The following is an 18,249-nucleotide window of genomic DNA, read 5'->3' on the forward strand; positions in this document are numbered from 1 at the left end:
CACGCGCTGGGCGGATGCCGCAGTGTGTCGTCGGGCGGTCGTAGCATTCACTCAAACCGACGAAAGGCCATCAGTGACCGATCAGGACAAAATCGGCCCCTACCTGCGCAACCGCGTGGTGCAGGGCGATTGCACCGAACTCGCGGCCAACCTGCCCGACGAGAGCATCGACGTGCTTGTGACCTCACCTCCCTATTGGGGCCAGCGGATGTCAGACGGGATGGGGGTCGAAGACGATCCTCGGGACTACGTCGAGGCACTGACGAAGATATTCCGTGTCATCCAGCCGAAGATAAAGCAAGACGGGCTGGTGTGGATCAACGTCGGAGACGCTTACAACACGCCCGTTAATTGGCGTTTGGACGACCACGCCTACAGCTCTTTGGGGCCCGACAAGGTTGGCCTAAATGCGACGAACTCTGCATACGTTAAGCCCCGCGCCAAACGAAAGGCCTTCTTAAAGAAGGACACCCCGTGGCTAACGTACGGAAACCTACTCGCCCTGCCGTATCGCATGGTGATCGGCATGAGCGACGATGGTTGGCTATTTCGTGGCGAAGTAATCTGGCGTAAGAAGAATCCTATGCCCGAAGGCCGATGCCGAAGGCCGCACAGAGCACATGAGTCAATCTATCTTTTCGCCCGCGACGAACGGCATGCGTTCAAGACAGCCCCTCCAGTGAAGAGCGTATGGGAGTTTCCAAATGAGAAGATTGACGGGCTTGCGCACTACTCGCGCTTCCCGTTAGCGCTTCCCCGTCAGTGCATCGACGCGCTCGGCCGGGCGGGCGATGAGGTAGTTGTATTGGATCCGTTCTCCGGCAGTGGCACGACAGGCCTCGCAGCGCTTTCTCTTGGCTGCTCCTACTTGGGTTTTGAAATTGACCCCGATCAAGTAGAAGCGTCGAATGAGCGCCTCGCAGCAGCCGAATCGAGGCCGCAGCTATTTCCGGGTTGATTTAAACTTCTTCCAACCGTCTAAGACGCCTTTCGTAAATAGGTCGTCGGGATCGTTGAAGTCACAGACCACAATGTCGGCTTTCGTTTTCGGCGGATGCACCGTCGGCTGCGTGTTCCGATTGTACGAATAGCAGGCGCTAAACTCAGCCTCGTCTTCGATGCCGATGCGTTTTTCACTTCGATTACCTGTGGCGGACCCAAGTTCGCCACGGTTATGGGGCTGTGTGCTCGGTCCCGACTTGCAGTCCATGGTCCACAGAGGTGAGAAATAGCCACTTCTCACTAGAGCTTCCGACATCGGTACATCATCTGTTCGTCGCTCTGCAAAACTGGCTTTCACATGCACTACGCCGAATACGACGTCAGCTGGACCCGTCAGAATGACGTCGACTTTGTCAACGATAAGGCGGCGACCAATTTCAAGCTTAGAAAGTAACGTCTGCTTCCGTTGTCCAGTTGCAATCTCGATGGTAATGCCGTGCTTCTTAAGTTCGGGTGCATAGTGACGAACGCAAATCTCCTCTAGCGCCCATCCACCCGTTCGCTTCCACGATTGCTCGAATGACATGCGCGCAAATTCTGCCGGATGATTATACGGATCGCAGTATGCGCGATAGATGATGAACCACCACACATCTGAGGGATTGGCACTCGGCCACAGCGAAACAGCCTTCATGAAGGCGGAAGCAACTGCTGACGTCTTGATCTGACTCTCGGCGTTTGAGTTCCCGGTAACCGAGACAAGTTTTGCAAGCCCGTTACGGAGCGTAAGGAGCACTTCCTCAAACTGTTCTAGCGTGGCATCCGTTAGCCGATATTGCGCGTCATAGTTCGCATACGCGAATTGAATGATGAGGTCACGTCCGTCTTCCTCGGCCCGGATAAGGCGACTAAGCTCTGCTGCACTAGCTTCCGCGCTCTTATCATGGACGTCGGCAAATATGCTTGCGGGATCAACACCAATACGGTCGATAAGCACAAAGAGGGTGTCGATGTCCGGTATTGATTCGCCGGATTCAAATCGCTCGATCCAGCCAGGCCCCAGGATCAAGTCGGCCGCCAAATCTTCAGGCGAGAGGCCAGCCTTTTCTCGGGCAGACCGTAAGCGCGCGAGAAGCCGCGTCACAATTTCCGAAGGCTCTGGCAACGTGTGACCCCCTTGTCGGACAACGGGGGTAAGACTGCCACAAGCGCTTCAGGTATGACGAATGACTCGCGCAGTAGGTGATCTTGGGCGTGCCCTGGCGCGACGGTGACGTCCTACGCGTAGCGCGCATGACGCATCGCACGCGACGTAACGCACGGGCGCGTACAGGCGCTCTGAGCGCGCCCACACGCGATACACCGTCGATATTCAAAGGCAACGCAGGTCATACGGCCAGGTGGGACCCGTTATCGCAGGCCTGGGAATTTAGCTGTCGGAACTTGGACGCACAGCGACCGTCAAAGACACTGCGCCGCCCGAGAGTGACGTGTGAGGGTGTGGGCGCCTGGGTCATCCGCACGAAAACCCACTCACACACGTACGCATGTGCAAGCGGGCCTCGGCGCTGTGTGGTCAGTCCTTGTAGGCGACGGCGATCACGGTGCCATCGGCGCGCACGACGTTGTAGACATCGTGTCCCATGTCGTCGTCGTGAAACAGTAGCTCCAACGTGACGTTGCCCAATGCGTCGAGCATGTCATCATGTGAGCCCATAAAGATCGGATCAGGATCAGACTCTTCATCGTCCGTAATCGCATAGACTTCAATGGTTTTCGTGTTTGTCGTCATACATCCATCGTAAGAGACTTCGCATCACAACCCAACAGTTCAGCACGTGGATCACGTTGCGCTGCAACAGGACGCGGCGCGTAGTACAGGAATCAGCCATACCTAACACGTTGCGCATCTACCAGTGAACGGCGATGCCGGAGAGGAATGGCAAACAGCATCACCGTTCAAAGGTGGGCGCACTTTGAGGGTTGGGTTGGGACCTCAAGCGCTGCACCAGATTCAAAGTTTGAGGGGAAGGCCCGACACGCCACACGACGCCCGAGCTCAAAGAAGGAATCGCTGCACCCAGACCTTCCCCGTTGCCTCCCGCGCATCAGCCACCAAGCTTGGGTCGGGAGACCTTTCGCTATTCAGTTGTGTTTCCTTGTCCCCGCAAAGACCCAACTGTTTGTCTACGGGGACGAGGTCTTACACGCCCGCGGTGAGCGGCACGACGACGAGGCGATCCGGCTTGGCGACCTTGGCCCCGAAGCGCCACGTGATACGCAGCGCCATGGAGTCGTAGTTGAACAGCCACTCGGAACTCTGTGCGAGCAGCACGGGGCCGGACACCGACAGAATGGCGCGCTTGTCGAGCACCACGAGCTGATCCTCCGGCACGTCCTTGTCGACCAGAACCGGCACGTTGAGCAGCGCTCGTGCGGGGGCAGTCGACGGTGCGCTGCCGGCGCCCAGGAGCGTCTGCGCGGAATCCGCGGCCAGCTTCATCTTGGACAGCTGCGCCCAGCCATTCGGGTGAACCAGGATATTCGAGGCCTGACCGCCGTCAGCTTCGATCTTGGCGATGGCATCGACCACCGGATCCAGCGACCCAGCCGTCTCGATGTCATCGGCCTCTTCGGTGACGCCCGTCAGGATTCCCGCGGGGGGAGTCGCCGCCGGGGCCACGGGTGCTGCTTGAGTCAGGAACGCACGGTTGGCCTTTCGGATGACCGCTTCACGAGCAGCCGACGACAACAGCGCCGACGCGTCAGGTTGGCCCATCTGCTCCCGCGATACGGGAACAAGAATTGCCACCTTGCCCGTGAAGATCTGGACCTGCGTGTCCTCCGGATCGCTTTCGGGAATGGGCGTTCCCTCGGCGACGAATCCGGGCTGGTCCTCGAACGACACGTAAGGCACCAGGACCGAGGGGGCATCGCCGTCCACGGCACCGGCAATGGTCGAGCACTGCAGGATCAGCGCCTGCGAGACGATGTCCTTGGGCGCAACGCCGCGGACATCCATTGCCAGTGCCTTTACGGCATCCGGCGTTGAAAATGGAGTAGACATTTCTCTTCTCTCTGGGTTTGTGTTTGGTTGCGCGCATTCAGCATCCCGATCCGATGCTTGTTGCACGACTTTCAGGTGTGGGAATACAACCTGTGCGCGAAAGGAATTGAGTTACCGTACTAGCCTCGTCAGGCCCCAGCTTGCCGCGCTGGTGAGCGTGCATCTCACGCTACACACCGGGAAATTCCAAGGCAATCAGCGAGTTTCGCGTGTCGCGCCGTGCCTGAGCGCCTCTGTGCGCTCCTGACAATTCGACTACGCGTGATTCATCGCAGCGGACACGTTCAGACGCGCTACGGACGCCTCAGAGGCCTCTGCGAAGCCACTCGTTCACGTCGTCGCGCGTCATCGTCGCCTCACGCGCATACGCGCAGTCCGACGTGTGGTCGTCGCCGTCAGCGTCACAGCACGGAGACGCAGGCCCAATCCAACCAAGTGCATGCTCTTGCTCATCGACGTGTCCGACGCCACCTGGCTCCCCGTCAAGATTCTCGATCAGCTCAGTACGCCAGGTCTTCATCGAGCGCGCTTCGTTCACCGTCAAGGTCGGCAAGCGATTGTCCACACAACGCTGTCCGGGAATGGCTGAGGGGCAGGAGTTGTCGTGGATCATCTGGTTGAAGTGAACCTGATCCGCCTCACGCGTAACGCTGTCGAACGTGATCCAGATGCGAACGTACGGCGAGCGACAGTCCACACACAGCATTCGCTTGAGCACATGAATCCGCGTACGGCCTCGGCCCATGCCGCAATACTCGGCATACTGTCCGATTGAATGGCCCGTAGTTCTCATGGTCATAAACATCTGTTGTCACCGCCTTTCGCCATCAATCCTAAGATGAGGCGACTGAAGGAGATTCGTCGTTTAATCTCTCGTTTTCTATACCATATTCCACTTCGTGTCATATATATGGTAAAAGACGACGTTTGTTGACGTGCGAGAATGCGATTTAACGACGACCTTAGGTCATTTAACGACGTGCGAGAATGCGAATAAAAGACGACCTCAGACCTCATCGTCACCCGCCCCCTTGATAACCCAAGCCCGGTATGCCTTGCGAACGCGTGCAGCGCCACCTGTCACACCACGCTCACACTGCGCCTCAGACGCATCTGGGTGCTCGGTCATATACCTTTCGACTCGCCGCTCGATCTCGTCATCCGACACCGGCTGGCGTCCTCGCTTACGAGTCGCCGCCGCCTTAGGCGGATCGCCTGCGTCGGCAATGTCGTCCTCGGTTAGTGCGCCGCGTTCCTTCAGCCTGCACAGGCGTGTGGAATCGTCTCGTATCAGTTCCGTTTCTGGCATGCTCACGTCGCGCCCGTGGGCCGAAAACATACGAGCGGCATAGGGCTTGTTCGCATTCTTGAGCCACAGCGAGATTGAAGCGTCGTGCCAACCACCCCAGGAATCAGCTCCTCGTGGTCGCACGGGCGTAGTCACACGATTGGCGTGGAGCGGGATGACCAGATGCGACATGCCCGCCTCGGCCTTGATCTGATCCAGGTGTGACGTAATGACTTTCACTTCGTCGTTGGAGTCCTCGTTCTTGCACCCTGCAGCGGTCATAGCGCGTCCACCGGGATCGAGTGCGAGTGTTTCTACGTCGTGCATCAAACAGACGTTCACGAGCCACTCAGCGCCTCCGTCAGACAACAGCGGCACGCTCGCGTAGTCGCGCAGGTGCATCGTCAGCACCTTGTCGGAATCCAGGCCCATGTCACGCATCCACTCGGCCAACAGGGCCGGTGTGAGTTCGTAGTTCAGAAACAGCACCTTGCCGTTCAGCGGGTCGACAACCTCGAACTCGCCGAGGTATGGCTCACCAGTGACTAGCGACTTGATGAGTTCCAGAGTGCGCTCGGTCTTTCCGCACTTGTTACCCCCGACAACGGTCATGTTTCCGTGGTCTGGCAACAGGTTGGTGATCCGGTGCTTCGGCACGTCTTTTGCCGCCTCTTGCAGTTCCTCATACGTGAGCACGTCGGGCAGCTTCGACAGCGCCGCCTGGACGCCGAGATTCTGCACTCGCTTGCGGGCAATGGCTTCGGCTTTGAACTCGAACTCAAGCTGATCTGCCCGGTCGTTGACTGTCGCACTTTCGTCCGGTGCCGGTGTGGCCATGACAACTGGTTGCTCGCCGCCTTTCGACGCCCACACCTCGTGCCAGATCTGGTCGAGCACCTCGTCTGGGTTATTCCCGAGATGCGGACGAAAGTTCTCGGCTAATTCGAGGAACTGGTTCTTGTAACCGTTTTCGTTTCGAGTTCTCTTGGCGAGCGTGCGGACGTGTTCTAGAACTGTGTGGTTCACGTCAATAACTCCTAATCTCGACACGCACGACTTGGTGCTTGCGCTCACACCCACCGCCACAAGCGATGTAGTCGATTTCCGCCTTGCGGTGACGGGCATCTTCGAGCGTTTCGCACAGGATCACCGTGGCGTAGTGACCGCGGCGCCTACGACCGTTGCACCATGAGATTGAGGCGTACTGTCCCACACCGGCGATCCAGTTCACCTTGGTGCCGAGGGCACATTCCAGAAAGGTTGTCTCATTGCGGTGCTGTCTGGAGCAATTGTGCTGACGATAGGTCTTAACTCGGGCCTTACGTCTAAAGTCAAGAATCTCGGGTTTGGCCCTCACGTCAGTAACTCCTTCATCTCGTCGTCCATCACACCCAGCTTCTTGATATGCACGCGCACGTGGCCCTGCTCGCATTCCAGGACGAACCGCGCCGTGTAGTACTCCCCGTTGGTGCGGTAAGTCGAATGGCAGAGCCACGATGGACGCACAGCATGCGTGGCATTGCCGTACCTCATTGCCCTCGAGGGGCACGCTAAGTTGCATCATCGCTTCTTCTCCTTGAGTTTCTGGATTACGCGTTCGCGCTCCGACATATCGCGGTGCGGTGTGGTATTCCCCTCAGGCGTAGCCCGTTCCTGTTTCTTGTCGCCCGCTGAGGCTGTACGCCAACGGGCCTTGAATGCTCGGTTGGTCATTTGCCCTTCGCTGCTTTCTTCGCCGCTTCACGCTTCGCCGTTTGCCTGGCCCAACGCCTCTTTTCCTTTGCGAGGTATTCCGGATCGGCCCGACGTATCCTGCGACGCTCGTTGGATTTCTCCAAATACTCGGCATAACCTTCCTCGCCCTTTTTTGGGTGTGCCATTACCATTCCTCTCAATTTGTTTGTGGCAGTGACAATTCACACAATATTCCGCCATAACTCCCGCCAATTTTCGACAACGCATTGACGTGGCGGTATCCGGCGTGTCCGATTTAATTCGAGAAATAAAAAGGCCCGATCCCACACCGAGAGAAATGGCGCAGGACCGGGCCTTTTGGGTCGAGCTACTAGCGCGGGACTAGGTTGGTGTAGTCGCTGAGGTACTTGTGAAAGTGTTTCTCGCAGAACCAGTCGTCAACGCAGTACTGGTCGTCGTGGACCTTGGCGACAGCCGGGCCATAGCACCGGTCGTCTAAGTCCTCGAAGGCCTCCATCTGCTGGCAACGTGGCAACAGGGTGATGGTTCGATCCATACTTTCCTCCAGATATAGAAGAAGCCCCCGCCGGACCATCCGGACGAGGGCACAAAAAATCTCCACGGGTTCTGTTCCGCGGAGACACGTCAGTGTAGCAAGGGCAAGGTCCGCCAGAGCTGTTGTCGCTGGTCAGACCGAGCACACGAAAAGAGCGACACCACCCAGAAGGTGATGCCGCCCTTGACGTCGAACGGTTACGCGGACTCGCGAGGGGGCGGCCGCAACAGGAAGTAGGCCGTCAGGTCGTTCAACTTGGCGGCGATCTCCTTCCGGCGCGTTACCGTCCGCTTGCCGACACCGGCCAACTCGCCGATCATCGACATGACCGTCGGGAACGATGTCGCGTTGGCCAGGCGCGGGATGAAATTGCCGATCTCGGCACGCTCATCAATCGCCCTCATCACGACACCGTCGACCGGGCTCACGATGTTCGGATCGTCGGTCAGCGCCTTGATCTCGTTGCCCACCGAGATGATCTGTTCGAGGCGCTGCGCGACCTCGGGCTGCGCGCCGACCATCGCTTCATAACACCGGCGAAGGTGCCGCTTGAACTCTTCCCAGTTGCGCATCAGATCGTCGATCGGATTCTGCGTACGGGGCTGCCTCGGCAGCGGATCCACGTCCGCCTTGATCGCGAGGAACTCATTCACCGCGGCGACGAACCGAGAGATCGGATCGTCCAACGGGTCCTGCGGATTCGGAGCTGGCATGATGCCTTCCCAGCTGAGAGAGAGGAAACACGAGGTCACCATTCGGGCCATTTTTGGACCCAGAACCCGCTCTGCGTGTAACGTCTCTCAGAGCATCCTCAGAAAATGCATCTCAAGGCGCTAAACCCTCGGCCGGCGACATCACCCCGGACGGGGGTTTCGTCATCTCAACTGGTCTGTAGACACTACACCTAGTGTCCGACATTACGACTGGACACAACATCTTCCTGAATTACAATTTTCAGATTTCGCAGTTCACCCGCGTGTCGGTCACAAATCCTCGGCGTGTCGGGGTGTATACGCGGACACTACATGTAGTGGGTGTAAACGCGAATCATGGCGTACTCGACCGTGGACATGCCGCTTTCGTCCACGATCATCACGGTCATTCGCGCCTGCACCGAACGAGCCCATTTGCGTATCAATTGATGTCCTCCCCATCACTCGAAACCCCTTACAACACACCGGAACGCAACACATCCCCTGCCAACCCCGCCACGACGGGCACGATGCCCAGACACAAGAACGCCGGCAGATAGCACAATCCCAGCGGCCCCGCGATGAGCACCGACGCTCGTTCGGCCGCAGCGCGGGCGGCATCGGCGGCATCGTCGCGCGACTGCGAGGCCAATTCGGCGACGCCTTGGGCCAACGCGGTGCCCGAGGCGGCTGACCGACGGGCGAGGCGCACGAACGCGTCGGTCTGACTGTCGGTGTCCGCAGGATCCGACCACGCCGTCGCAGAATCGGCCCCGAGCGCGAGCAGGTCTGCAGCACGATTCAGGATTTGGCCCAGAGGCCGTGGCGCGGACGGTGCGGTCGCCGCTGCGGCAGCCGACACCGCCATTCCCGAACGCAGACACGCGGCCAGCACCTCCAGAGCCGACGCCGTGGCCAGCGGATCGTCATCGGAAGCGGTGGCGCGGCGCTGTGGCCTCTCTGCCCCCAGACCTCGCACCTGGATGCGAGTCCGCGAGCTGTCCCCGCCGAGCAGTATCGCGACGGCCAATAGCACTGCAGCGTAGATCATTTCACCACCGCACCGGTGATCCGGTCGCACCACAGCAGACCGGCGCAGGCGAGCAGCACTCCCAAAACCAACAGCCATTCGCCGAATCCCCCCGCGAGGAGGAAGCTCAGCGGGTCGGCTCCGATCAGCTGTCCGAGTGCGATGCCGACGGCGGGCAGGCCGGCCAGCACGGCGGCCGTGGTCCGCGCTCCCGCCATACCGGCGTCGACGCGGGAGGAGAACCGTTGCCGCTCAACCAGATCCCGCTGCGCGGTCTGCATGAGCGTGCCGATCGCCAGGCCGTGCGCCTGAGCCAGCTGCCAATACACCGCGAGCCGCTCCCAGTGCGCGGGCAGCGACGACCGCCGCGCCACGCTGAGCATGCCCGCGAAGACATCGGCGCCCAAGCGTGCGCGCGCAGCGATCGTCCGCAGCGCTGACGCGACGACGCCCTCGGTGTCATCGGCGGCAACGGTGAAGGCGGCGACGGGGTGGGCGCCGACCCGCAATTCTCCGACGAGGACGTCCAGCGCACCCCTGAGCGCGGCGGCTTCGGCATCGCGGGTCCGGCGCCGCCGCCGGTTCCGCCGCCGCATCTCGACGGTCCCGCCCGCAATGGCCGCGGCGACGACGGCTCCGGTCGACGTGGCCGCACCCAATGCGAGTGTCAGCGCGACACCGCAGGGAACGAGAAGCCACGTTGCCAATCTCGGTTTCTGCGCGCCGGCGGGTAAGCGCGAACGGAGTCGGTGCCGCGCTGGTCCCGGCGCCGTCAGCAGCGCGAGCGCCAGCGCCAGTGCCGCACCGCTCATGCCTGCCGCCGCTCGTGCACAAGCGTTCGCAGCCGCTCGGCGCCACGGTCGAAGCCGATGCCCGTGCGCCAGGCGGTCACTGCACGGACGCGGCCGTCGCCGGCGGGGCTGAGCACCGCGATCTCGCTGAGCCGGCGTCGCCCGTTGCGATCGCGGCTGACGTGGACGAGTACCTGCACGGCCGCCGCGAGCTGACTGTGGAGCGCACCCCGGTCCAGTCCGCCGACCGCGGCAAGCGCTTCGAGTCGCGCGGGCACCTCGGCCGGTCTGTTGGCGTGTACGGTCCCCGCTCCACCGTCGTGACCGGTGTTGAGGGCGGCGAGCAGATCGACCACCTCGGCGCCGCGAACCTCGCCGACGACGATCCGGTCAGGTCTCATCCGCAGGGCCTGCTTGACCAGGTCGCGCACGGTCACTTCACCGACGCCCTCGACGTTGGCCGGTCGCGCGACGAGTTTCACCACATGCGGATGCGCCGGCTCCAGTTCGGCGGCGTCCTCGACGCAGACGACGCGCTCGTGCGCGGGAACCGCGCCGAGGATGGCGGCCAGCATCGTGGTCTTGCCTGCACCCGTGCCCCCGGACACCAGCAGAGCAAGGCGTGCCGCGATCACCTCGTTCAACAGCGCCGCGGCCGACGGCTCGATGGCTCCTGTCCGCGTCAGGGCGGCGAGGTCCTGCGTGGCGGGTCGCAACACCCGCAGGGACAGACACGTGCCCGCGGGGGCGATCGGCGACAGGACCGCGTGCAGACGCACGGTGCACTGCCCGCTGCCCAGTCCGGTCAGCTGGCCGTCCACCCAGGGTTGCGCCTCGTCGAGCCGACGTCCGGCCGACAACGCCAGCCGTTGGGCCAACCGCCGCACGGCATCGTCGTCGGCGAATCGAATCGACGTGCGCCGCAGGCCGTCACCATCGTCGACCCACACCGCGTCGGGCGCGGTGACCAGAACATCGGTGGTCCCCTCTGCACGCAGCAGCGGGTCGAGCACACCGGCCCCGGTGAGTTCGGTCTGCAATACGCGCAGGCCGCTGAGCACCTCGGCGTCCCCGAGCAAGCCACCGGACTCCGCTCGGATGGCGGCTGCGACCGCAGTCGGCCGCAGGGGTCCGGACTCCGCGGCCAGCCGCTCGCGGACGCGCTCAACCAGCGAGGCGCTCATGCCGCGCTCACCACCGGATGCTGGTGCAGTACCGCCATCACCCGGCGCGCGGCACTGGCGAGCGGAGAGCGGCGGCGCAACCGAAGACCACCGTGTTCCAGCGTCTCGGCAATACCGGCTTGCGGTCGCATCGCGGCAAGGAGTGGAAGGCCGACGATCTCGGCCACGTCGGAGGATCGCAGCCCGCCCGGTGCGGGCCCCCGCACGACCAGGCCAGCGTTGGGGTTCACCGTGGAAACCCAGCGTGCGACGCGTTCGGCTGCGGCGCAGGACCGCACATCAGCCGGGGCGAGGACGATGACGAGATCCGCGGATTCGAGTGCGGTCTCGGCCGCCGCGGTCGATCGCCTCGGCACGTCGCAGATCACCGTCGCGCCGCCCCGGCTGCCCGCATCGACGACGGCACCGAGGGGCGCGGCGTCGACGTCGCCGCCTCCGCGACCGCCCGAGAGCACACAAACGCCGCGTTGCCGTGGCAGCGCATCGCGTAGCGATGCGTAGTTCAGCCGTCCGCCCTGCAGCGTCAGATCCGGCCAGCGCAGCCCGGCGTCCGCCTCGATCCCCAGCAGGAGGTCGATGCCGCCGCTCCACGGATCGGTGTCGATGAGCAGCGCGTCGGTCACCTGAGCCGCCGTCTGCGCCAGCGCAGCCGCGAACACCGATGCGCCCGCTCCACCCCGTCCCGCGATGACTGCGACCACCGCGCCGCGCGCGACGTCGGCCACTGCGGCTTCGGCGGCTTCGGACAGCTCGGCCATCAGCTCGCCGTCCTGGACGGGCAAGGCCACGACGCGCTGCGCGCCGACTGCGATGGCGGCCTGGAAGTCGGCGGGGCTGGGCTCCGACCGCGTGATCAGGATGACGCAGCCTCGCCTCGGTAACAGCCGCTGCGCGCAGCGGTGGGCTGCCCCGCGGTCGAGCAGGACGGCCACCGCGCCCGTCCAGACCTTGCGACCGGATGGTTCGCTGGCGTGAACGACTTCGACACCGGCCGCGGCGGCGATGCGATCAACATCGTCGCGAAGCTCAGCGTCGCCCGTCAGAGCGAGAATCCCGGCGGTGGTTCCCATGAGCCCACCATGCGGGCTGTCGCTAACGCCGCGCCACCGTCAACCCGGACTCTGTGGATGAACCGCAAATTGGGGACCACCGGCAAAAATTGACGGCGAAAACGATATTCCGCAACCACGGGCCGTCGGTTCATCTGTCCGAAAGACGAACGTTGCGACAATGAGGATGGTGCCCGCACACGGAGCGAGTTGGCGACGGAGAGAAGACACACCAGAAAAAGGGACGACCCCCGCCAGGGGGGGAGGAGGCGGAGGTCGTCGTGTATCAGCCCCGGGGGGTCGGGCTGATGCACACCCGGCATAAGCCGAGTAATAATCACTATACACACGGCCACATGGATGGGCGCAAGTGTCGCGCCTGATTAAAAAGCATGGGCGTAGCAGGAAAAATGCAGTCACCGGCACCTGTCGGAGACTGTCATTTCATAGACTCTCTTTCCTCCGGCGCAGTGCACGGCCCTATGCTGGATCCGTGGCCGCATCCCGCCCCAGCTTTGAAGGCCCAAATGAGGCGCAAACGATGCACCCGGCTAACGAACCGGTCCGGACCGCCGCCTTCTTCGATCTTGACAAAACGGTCATCGCGAAGTCGAGCACACTAGCGTTCAGCAAACCTTTCTTCGATCAGGGGCTAATCAATCGGCGGACGGTTTTGAAGTCCGCGTACGCCCAGTTTCTCTTCCTGATGTCGGGCGCCGACCACGATCAGATGGACCGGATGCGCTCCTATCTGACCAACATGTGCACCGGGTGGGACGTCGAGCAGGTGAAGTCGATCGTCGGTGAGACACTGCACGAGATCGTCAACCCACTGGTGTTCGCCGAGGCTGCCGAACTCATCGCCGACCACAAGCTGTGCGGTCGGGATGTGGTGGTCGTTTCTGCCTCTGGCGAGGAAATTGTCGCCCCGATCGCCCGCGCGCTCGGGGCCACCCATGCGATGGCGACCCGCATGGTCGTCGAGGACGGCAAGTACACCGGCGACATCGCCTTCTACTGCTTCGGCGAAGGCAAGGTGCAGGCGATCCGCGAGCTAGCGGCCCGCGAGGGATACGCGCTCGAACATTGCTACGCCTACTCCGACTCGGTCACCGATGTGCCGATGCTCGAAACGGTCGGCCACCCCACCGTGGTAAACCCGGACCGCACATTGCGCAAAGAAGCATCGGCGCGTGGCTGGCCGGTGCTGACGTTCTCCAAGCCGGTGTCGCTTCGGGACCGCATCCCAGCACCATCGGGAGCGGCCATGGCAACCACCGCTGCGGTCGGTGTCAGCGCGCTGGCGGCCGGCGCGCTGACGTACTCGTTGTTGCGCCGTTTCGCCTTCTGATCCGGCTCGTCGGCTGCTTCCTGCGTTTTTCGCGGGCACTGCGCGTAACGATCCGGCGACGCGGCCATTTGCCCCTTGATGTGACCGCGGTCACGGAGTACAAAGGAATCACGGAAGCTTGGTGAGGCCAAGGCCGAGTCGGAAGAGAAGGCTCGGATCTCCCGAACCAGGCTACCCAGCACGGATCCCGGCACCCACGCGGAGCACATGCCGCGGAATAGGCAAAAGTGTTGCGGGCCTGCGTAATTGCGATAGCGGACGGTTTCGACGGCCCCTTGGGTGGGGTTGCAGCCGGAGCGCATCGACAAGACGCCGAGGCCACCCACGCAACCGACCAGAGCACGCATGGTAACCGGAGTCCGTGCTAGCGGGCGGCGAGCCGAATCAGTTCGGAACGTCGCCCGCTTTACTTTGCTGGAGGGCCCTCGCCGACGCTGCCCTGCGCGATCGCCAACGCCTCCCGCGCACCGGCATGCAGCGCACGACAACTCATCAGCAGCCAGGCGGTGAGGCCGTCGGGGGTCCCGGACGCGAACCCGCGCGCGGCAGCGCGATAGTCGCCCGACTGGCGCATCCAGTACACCTCGGGCACACCCAGCCCGTGCGGGTCCAGCCCAGTCGAGATCGTCACCAACCGCGAAACGGCCCGCGCCACCACTCCGTCTGCGCTGCCGAACGGGGCCAGCGTCAGCAGTTCACCGTGCGCGACGGCCGCAAGCACCGGCGCGGGCACCCCCCGGCCTCGCGTGGGTCCAGGGATCCCGCCGGTCACGATGGCGGCCAACAGCTCCAGACGACGGCCGACGTCGGTGTCCGAACGCGGGCGGCCCAGGTGGTCGTCGTCGGCGATATCGGCGGCCGCCAGTGCATGCAGCCTCGCGATGGCCTGCATCGGGGCGCGCTGCCACACCCCGATCAGGGACGTCGCTCCGCCCTCCAGCGATTCGGATACGCGCAGGGCGCCGGCGAGGATCGGGTCTGGGCCCTCCTCCGACAACTGCAGCGCGCCGCCGTCCAGAACCGACGACGCCCGCGCCGCCCGCAGCCCCGCCTCGGCTGCGTTCGCCGGCCACCCGCGAAGGTTGGCACGGTGCCGGTGCGCTCGCCCCAAGGCGTCGCTGGCTTCGGCACACGCTTCAGCCACGCCTGGCAGCTCTGCCAGGGGGGCCAATGGGTCGGCGGTGGTCACGGCAGCACACGCTAGCCGACCGTTGGGCCCGTCTGTCGCGACGTTCGGCGCTCGCGACGCACCGCCTGCGGAGCGAGCTGTGACTTGCAGACCTGATCATCAGCCTGGGTGACTACGCTCACAGACATGACAGGCACCTCGACGAAGCACACCGACGTTCCGTCTTCCTACGCCCCCTCGGACGAATTCGCCGCACAAGCCAACGCGACCGAGGAGATGTATCGCGAAGCCGAAGCCGACCGTCTCGCGTTCTGGGCCAAACAGGCCGAGCGGCTGGCGTGGGAGACCCCGTTCGATGAGGTACTGGACTGGTCGGAGGCGCCGTTCGCGAAGTGGTTCGTCGGCGGCAAGCTCAACGTCGCCTACAACTGCGTGGACCGCCACGTCGAGGCGGGCAACGGCGACCGGGTGGCGATCCACTGGCAGGGCGAACCGGCCGATGACACCCGCACGATCACGTACGCGCAGTTGCAGTCCGACGTGTGCAAGGCCGCCAATGCGCTCACCGAACTGGGCCTCGTCTCAGGCGACCGAGTCGCCATCTACATGCCCATGCTTCCGGAGGCCATCGTCTCCATGCTGGCGTGCGCGCGCCTGGGCGTCATGCACTCCGTCGTCTTCGCCGGCTTCTCGTCGACCGCGCTCGCGGCCCGCATCGAAGACGCCGAGGCCAAGCTCGTCATCACCAGCGACGGGCAATTCCGGCGCGGTCAGGCGGTGTCGCTGAAGGAGTCCGTCGACGAGGCATGCAAGGGTCAGGAGTCCGTCGAGCACGTGCTTGTGGTGCGCCGCACCGGAATCGACGCGCCGTGGACCGAGGGCCGCGACGTCTGGTGGCACGACACCGTCGAGTCGGCATCACCGGAGCACACTCCCGAGGCATTCGATTCCGAACACCCGCTGTTCCTGCTCTACACCTCGGGAACCACCGGCAAGCCCAAGGGCATCATGCACACGACGGGCGGCTATCTGACTCAAACCTCGTACACACACCACTACGTCTTCGACATCAAGCCCGAGACGGATGTGTACTGGTGCACCGCCGACATCGGCTGGGTCACCGGCCACAGCTACATCGTTTATGGTCCCTTGTCGAACGGCGCAACGCAGGTGGTCTACGAGGGCACACCGAACTCGCCGGACGAACACCGGCACTTCGAAATCATCGAGAAGTACGGCGTCACCATCTATTACACGGCGCCCACGCTGGTCCGCATGTTCATGAAGTGGGGTCGCGAATTCCCGGATGCCCACGACCTGTCGAGTCTTCGGTTGCTGGGATCGGTTGGTGAGCCGATCAACCCGGAGGCATGGCGGTGGTATCGGGATGCGTTCGGCGGCAACAAGACTCCGATCGTCGACACCTGGTGGCAGACCGAGACCGGCGCGATCATGATCTCGCCGCTGCCCGGCATCACCGAAACCAAGCCCGGCTCTGCGATGAAGCCGCTGCCCGGCATCTCGGCGATCATCGTCGACGAGGAGGGACGCGAGTTGGTGCCGGGGGCCGACGAGGCCGAGCACGTCACGGGTTACCTCGTGTTGGACAAGCCGTGGCCGGCGATGCTGCGCGGCATCTGGGGCGACCCGGACAGGTACAAGGAGACGTACTGGTCCCGCTACGGAAAGCAGGGCTGGTACTTCGCGGGCGACGGCGCGCGGGTCGACTCCGACGGTTCGATATGGCTGCTGGGCCGCATCGATGACGTGATGAACGTTTCGGGACACCGGATTTCGACCACCGAGGTGGAGTCGGCACTGGTCGGCCACTCCGGGGTGGCCGAGGCGGCCGTGGTCGGTGCCAACGACGAAACAACCGGTCAGGGCATCTGCGCGTTCGTCATCCTCGAGTCGCACGCCAAGCACCGCGACGACGATGACATGGTCCACGAACTTCGTGAGCATGTGGCCAAGGACATCGGCAAGATTGCGAGGCCTCGGGAGATCCACGTCGTACCCGAGCTGCCCAAGACCCGAAGCGGGAAGATCATGCGCCGACTGCTGCGCGATGTCGCCGAAGGACGTGAGCTCGGCGACACCTCGACTCTGGTGGATCCCAACGTGTTCGAGGCGATCCGGGCCAGTAAGGCCGAGACCTAGTCAGTGCACGAGGAGGGCGATGGACACAACCGGATCCGCAGTCCCCGCTGCACTGCGCCGGGCGCATGAGTTGTTCGTCGCAGGTCAGGTCGACGCGTCCTACCTTGCCGCCGCGGCCATTCGACGCGTGGTGGTCGAGAGCTGGCAGCGCAGCATCGCCACCGGTGTGGACCCTGACCTGAGCGGTTCACCAGCGGCGGCAGCGTTGTGCCGCAACGAGACCACCCTCGCCAAGATGCGTGCAGGCCACCCGTTGGCGGCGACGTTACCCATAATCCGTCGGTTGCTCGTCAGCGACGCCGCCGATTCCGGTGTGGTCGTGGCGGTCTCGGCGGCGGATGGCACTCTGCTGTGGGTCGAGGGTGACAGCGCGGCATGCCGCCGGGCCGAATCGATGAACTTCGTTCCCGGTGCCGACTGGAGTGAACGCGGTGCGGGGACCAATGCCCCGGGGACGGCGCTGGCGCTGGACCGCGAAATCCAGATCCGCGAATCTGAGCACTTCTCCCGAATCGTCCAACCCTGGAACTGCACAGCGGTCCCCGTCCATGATCCGGCGACCGGGGCCCTCATCGGCGCCGTGGACCTGACCGGCGACGGCCAGGTCGCCTCGCCTCAGGCGCTGGGGCTGGTTCGCGCAACGGTGGCGGCGGTCGAAAGCCAGTTGGCGCTGATGCATCTGACGGCCTCGAAGACGACGCCCACAACGGCACAGCCACGACTGGCCGTTCTGGGCGGCAATCGTCCGCGCTGGATCGCGCCCGACGACGACGGCCGAGTTCAATCGTTCTCGTTGACCGGCCGGCACGCCGACATCCTTGTTCTGCTGACCCGCCACCCCGAGGGGCTCAGCGCCGACCACCTTGCATTGCTGCTCGACGAAAAGGATCTCGACGTCGTCACCGTGCGCGCGGAAATGTCGCGACTGCGCCGTGTGATCGGTCCACACCACCTGGATTCGCGTCCCTACCGACTGACCGGGTTGGTCAGCAGTGACCTCAGTGAGGTGTTCGACGCACTCGCCGCCGACGATGTCGAGGACGCGCTCCGCTGCTATGCCGGTCCGCTTCTGCCGCAATCGGTGTCACCGGCGATCGCGCGCGTTCGCACCGAACTTTCCATGAGTGTTCGCGGCGCGGTGCTGGCGGCTGGACGACCCGCACTACTTCGCCGCTGGCTGGAGACGCCGGAAGGCCGCGATGACCGGGACGGATGGCAGATGCTTCACGATGTCGCTGGAACGGGACCAGCGGCGCGTGCACGGGCCAGCGGGCACCTTGCCGGCCTTGATCTCGAACTGGGTTAGTCGCCGCCG

At 63.4% G+C, this 18,249-nt stretch carries 17 protein-coding genes; 4 read left to right on the plus strand and 13 right to left on the minus strand.

The window, feature by feature from the left end; genetic code table 11:
- The first annotated feature begins 73 nt into the window (after positions 1–73).
- On the plus strand, positions 74–958 hold the full coding sequence (locus G6N42_RS19670; RefSeq protein ID WP_163731702.1) for a DNA-methyltransferase: 885 nt from the start codon (positions 74–76) through the stop codon (positions 956–958).
- Here G6N42_RS19670 and G6N42_RS19675 read toward each other — a convergent pair.
- The 12 genes from G6N42_RS19675 to ssd form a co-directional block, all read right to left on the minus strand.
- Positions 944–2,107 carry a helix-turn-helix domain-containing protein gene (locus tag G6N42_RS19675; protein ID WP_163731705.1) on the minus strand — a complete coding sequence of 388 codons (1,164 nt, stop codon included), beginning with the start codon at positions 2,105–2,107 and terminating at the stop codon, positions 944–946. The genes G6N42_RS19670 and G6N42_RS19675 overlap by 15 nt on opposite strands.
- A 411-nt stretch (positions 2,108–2,518) precedes the next feature.
- A complete protein-coding gene (locus G6N42_RS19680) occupies positions 2,519–2,734 on the minus strand; it encodes a hypothetical protein (RefSeq protein ID WP_163731708.1) in 216 nt (71 codons plus the stop codon).
- Between the two features lie 411 nt (positions 2,735–3,145).
- Positions 3,146–4,009: a phage major capsid protein gene (locus tag G6N42_RS19685; RefSeq protein ID WP_163731711.1), complete on the minus strand. Its 864-nt coding sequence runs from the start codon at positions 4,007–4,009 to the stop codon at positions 3,146–3,148.
- A 304-nt stretch (positions 4,010–4,313) separates the two neighbouring features.
- Positions 4,314–4,754: a hypothetical protein gene (locus tag G6N42_RS19690; RefSeq protein ID WP_163731714.1), complete on the minus strand. Its 441-nt coding sequence runs from the start codon at positions 4,752–4,754 to the stop codon at positions 4,314–4,316.
- A 261-nt stretch (positions 4,755–5,015) separates the two neighbouring features.
- Positions 5,016–6,323, minus strand: coding sequence for an AAA family ATPase (locus tag G6N42_RS19695; protein ID WP_163731717.1), 1,308 nt, complete (start codon positions 6,321–6,323; stop codon positions 5,016–5,018).
- 327 nt (positions 6,324–6,650) lie between these two features.
- The gene (locus G6N42_RS19700; RefSeq protein ID WP_163731720.1) at positions 6,651–6,830 is read right to left on the minus strand and encodes a hypothetical protein; all 180 of its coding nucleotides are present in this window, start codon (positions 6,828–6,830) and stop codon (positions 6,651–6,653) included.
- A gap of 532 nt (positions 6,831–7,362) precedes the next feature.
- Complete coding sequence (locus G6N42_RS19705; RefSeq protein ID WP_163731723.1) at positions 7,363–7,548, minus strand: hypothetical protein; 186 nt, start codon at positions 7,546–7,548, stop codon at positions 7,363–7,365.
- Between the two features lie 197 nt (positions 7,549–7,745).
- Positions 7,746–8,261, minus strand: a complete 516-nt coding sequence (locus G6N42_RS19710) for a hypothetical protein (RefSeq protein WP_163731725.1) — start codon at positions 8,259–8,261, stop codon at positions 7,746–7,748.
- 454 nt (positions 8,262–8,715) lie between these two features.
- Positions 8,716–9,291: a type II secretion system F family protein gene (locus G6N42_RS19715; RefSeq protein WP_163731728.1), complete on the minus strand. Its 576-nt coding sequence runs from the start codon at positions 9,289–9,291 to the stop codon at positions 8,716–8,718.
- A complete protein-coding gene (locus G6N42_RS19720; RefSeq protein WP_163731731.1) occupies positions 9,288–10,082 on the minus strand; it encodes a type II secretion system F family protein in 795 nt (264 codons plus the stop codon). Before G6N42_RS19720 ends, G6N42_RS19715 begins: the two co-directional genes overlap by 4 nt.
- Positions 10,079–11,245, minus strand: coding sequence for a TadA family conjugal transfer-associated ATPase (locus G6N42_RS19725; protein WP_163731734.1), 1,167 nt, complete (start codon positions 11,243–11,245; stop codon positions 10,079–10,081). Before G6N42_RS19725 ends, G6N42_RS19720 begins: the two co-directional genes overlap by 4 nt.
- Positions 11,242–12,315: a septum site-determining protein Ssd gene (gene ssd / locus G6N42_RS19730; RefSeq protein WP_163731737.1), complete on the minus strand. Its 1,074-nt coding sequence runs from the start codon at positions 12,313–12,315 to the stop codon at positions 11,242–11,244. Before ssd ends, G6N42_RS19725 begins: the two co-directional genes overlap by 4 nt.
- Positions 12,316–12,835: 520 nt before the next feature.
- Between ssd and G6N42_RS19735 the strand changes: the two genes are divergently transcribed.
- Complete coding sequence (locus G6N42_RS19735) at positions 12,836–13,645, plus strand: HAD-IB family hydrolase (RefSeq protein WP_163737836.1); 810 nt, start codon at positions 12,836–12,838, stop codon at positions 13,643–13,645.
- Positions 13,646–14,051: 406 nt separating this feature from the next.
- On the opposite strand, the gene G6N42_RS19740 is transcribed toward G6N42_RS19735, so the two are convergent.
- A complete protein-coding gene (locus G6N42_RS19740) occupies positions 14,052–14,834 on the minus strand; it encodes a Fic family protein (RefSeq protein WP_163731740.1) in 783 nt (260 codons plus the stop codon).
- Positions 14,835–14,960: 126 nt separating this feature from the next.
- On the opposite strand from G6N42_RS19740, the gene acs reads away from it, so the two are divergent.
- Complete coding sequence (gene acs / locus G6N42_RS19745; RefSeq protein ID WP_163731743.1) at positions 14,961–16,934, plus strand: acetate--CoA ligase; 1,974 nt, start codon at positions 14,961–14,963, stop codon at positions 16,932–16,934.
- 19 nt (positions 16,935–16,953) lie between these two features.
- Positions 16,954–18,240: a helix-turn-helix domain-containing protein gene (locus G6N42_RS19750; protein WP_163731747.1), complete on the plus strand. Its 1,287-nt coding sequence runs from the start codon at positions 16,954–16,956 to the stop codon at positions 18,238–18,240.
- Positions 18,241–18,249 lie beyond the last annotated feature (9 nt).

The organism is Mycobacterium gallinarum (assembly GCF_010726765.1).
Lineage (GTDB): Bacteria > Actinomycetota > Actinomycetes > Mycobacteriales > Mycobacteriaceae > Mycobacterium > Mycobacterium gallinarum.

What these genes read in the sequence shown, in the direction of transcription:
- G6N42_RS19690 (WP_163731714.1), bottom strand. Translation starts at nt 4,754, where the DNA reads ATGGGCCGAGGCCGTACGCGGATTCATGTGCTCAAGCGAATGCTGTGT.
- G6N42_RS19700 (WP_163731720.1), bottom strand. Translation starts at nt 6,830, where the DNA reads ATGAGGTACGGCAATGCCACGCATGCTGTGCGTCCATCGTGGCTCTGC.
- G6N42_RS19680 (WP_163731708.1), bottom strand. Translation starts at nt 2,734, where the DNA reads ATGACGACAAACACGAAAACCATTGAAGTCTATGCGATTACGGACGAT.
- G6N42_RS19715 (WP_163731728.1), bottom strand. Translation starts at nt 9,291, where the DNA reads ATGATCTACGCTGCAGTGCTATTGGCCGTCGCGATACTGCTCGGCGGG.
- G6N42_RS19705 (WP_163731723.1), bottom strand. Translation starts at nt 7,548, where the DNA reads ATGGATCGAACCATCACCCTGTTGCCACGTTGCCAGCAGATGGAGGCC.
- G6N42_RS19750 (WP_163731747.1), top strand. Translation starts at nt 16,954, where the DNA reads ATGGACACAACCGGATCCGCAGTCCCCGCTGCACTGCGCCGGGCGCAT.
- G6N42_RS19710 (WP_163731725.1), bottom strand. Translation starts at nt 8,261, where the DNA reads ATGCCAGCTCCGAATCCGCAGGACCCGTTGGACGATCCGATCTCTCGG.
- G6N42_RS19735 (WP_163737836.1), top strand. Translation starts at nt 12,836, where the DNA reads ATGCACCCGGCTAACGAACCGGTCCGGACCGCCGCCTTCTTCGATCTT.
- acs (WP_163731743.1), top strand. Translation starts at nt 14,961, where the DNA reads ATGACAGGCACCTCGACGAAGCACACCGACGTTCCGTCTTCCTACGCC.
- G6N42_RS19720 (WP_163731731.1), bottom strand. Translation starts at nt 10,082, where the DNA reads ATGAGCGGTGCGGCACTGGCGCTGGCGCTCGCGCTGCTGACGGCGCCG.
- G6N42_RS19685 (WP_163731711.1), bottom strand. Translation starts at nt 4,009, where the DNA reads ATGTCTACTCCATTTTCAACGCCGGATGCCGTAAAGGCACTGGCAATG.
- ssd (WP_163731737.1), bottom strand. Translation starts at nt 12,315, where the DNA reads ATGGGAACCACCGCCGGGATTCTCGCTCTGACGGGCGACGCTGAGCTT.
- G6N42_RS19725 (WP_163731734.1), bottom strand. Translation starts at nt 11,245, where the DNA reads ATGAGCGCCTCGCTGGTTGAGCGCGTCCGCGAGCGGCTGGCCGCGGAG.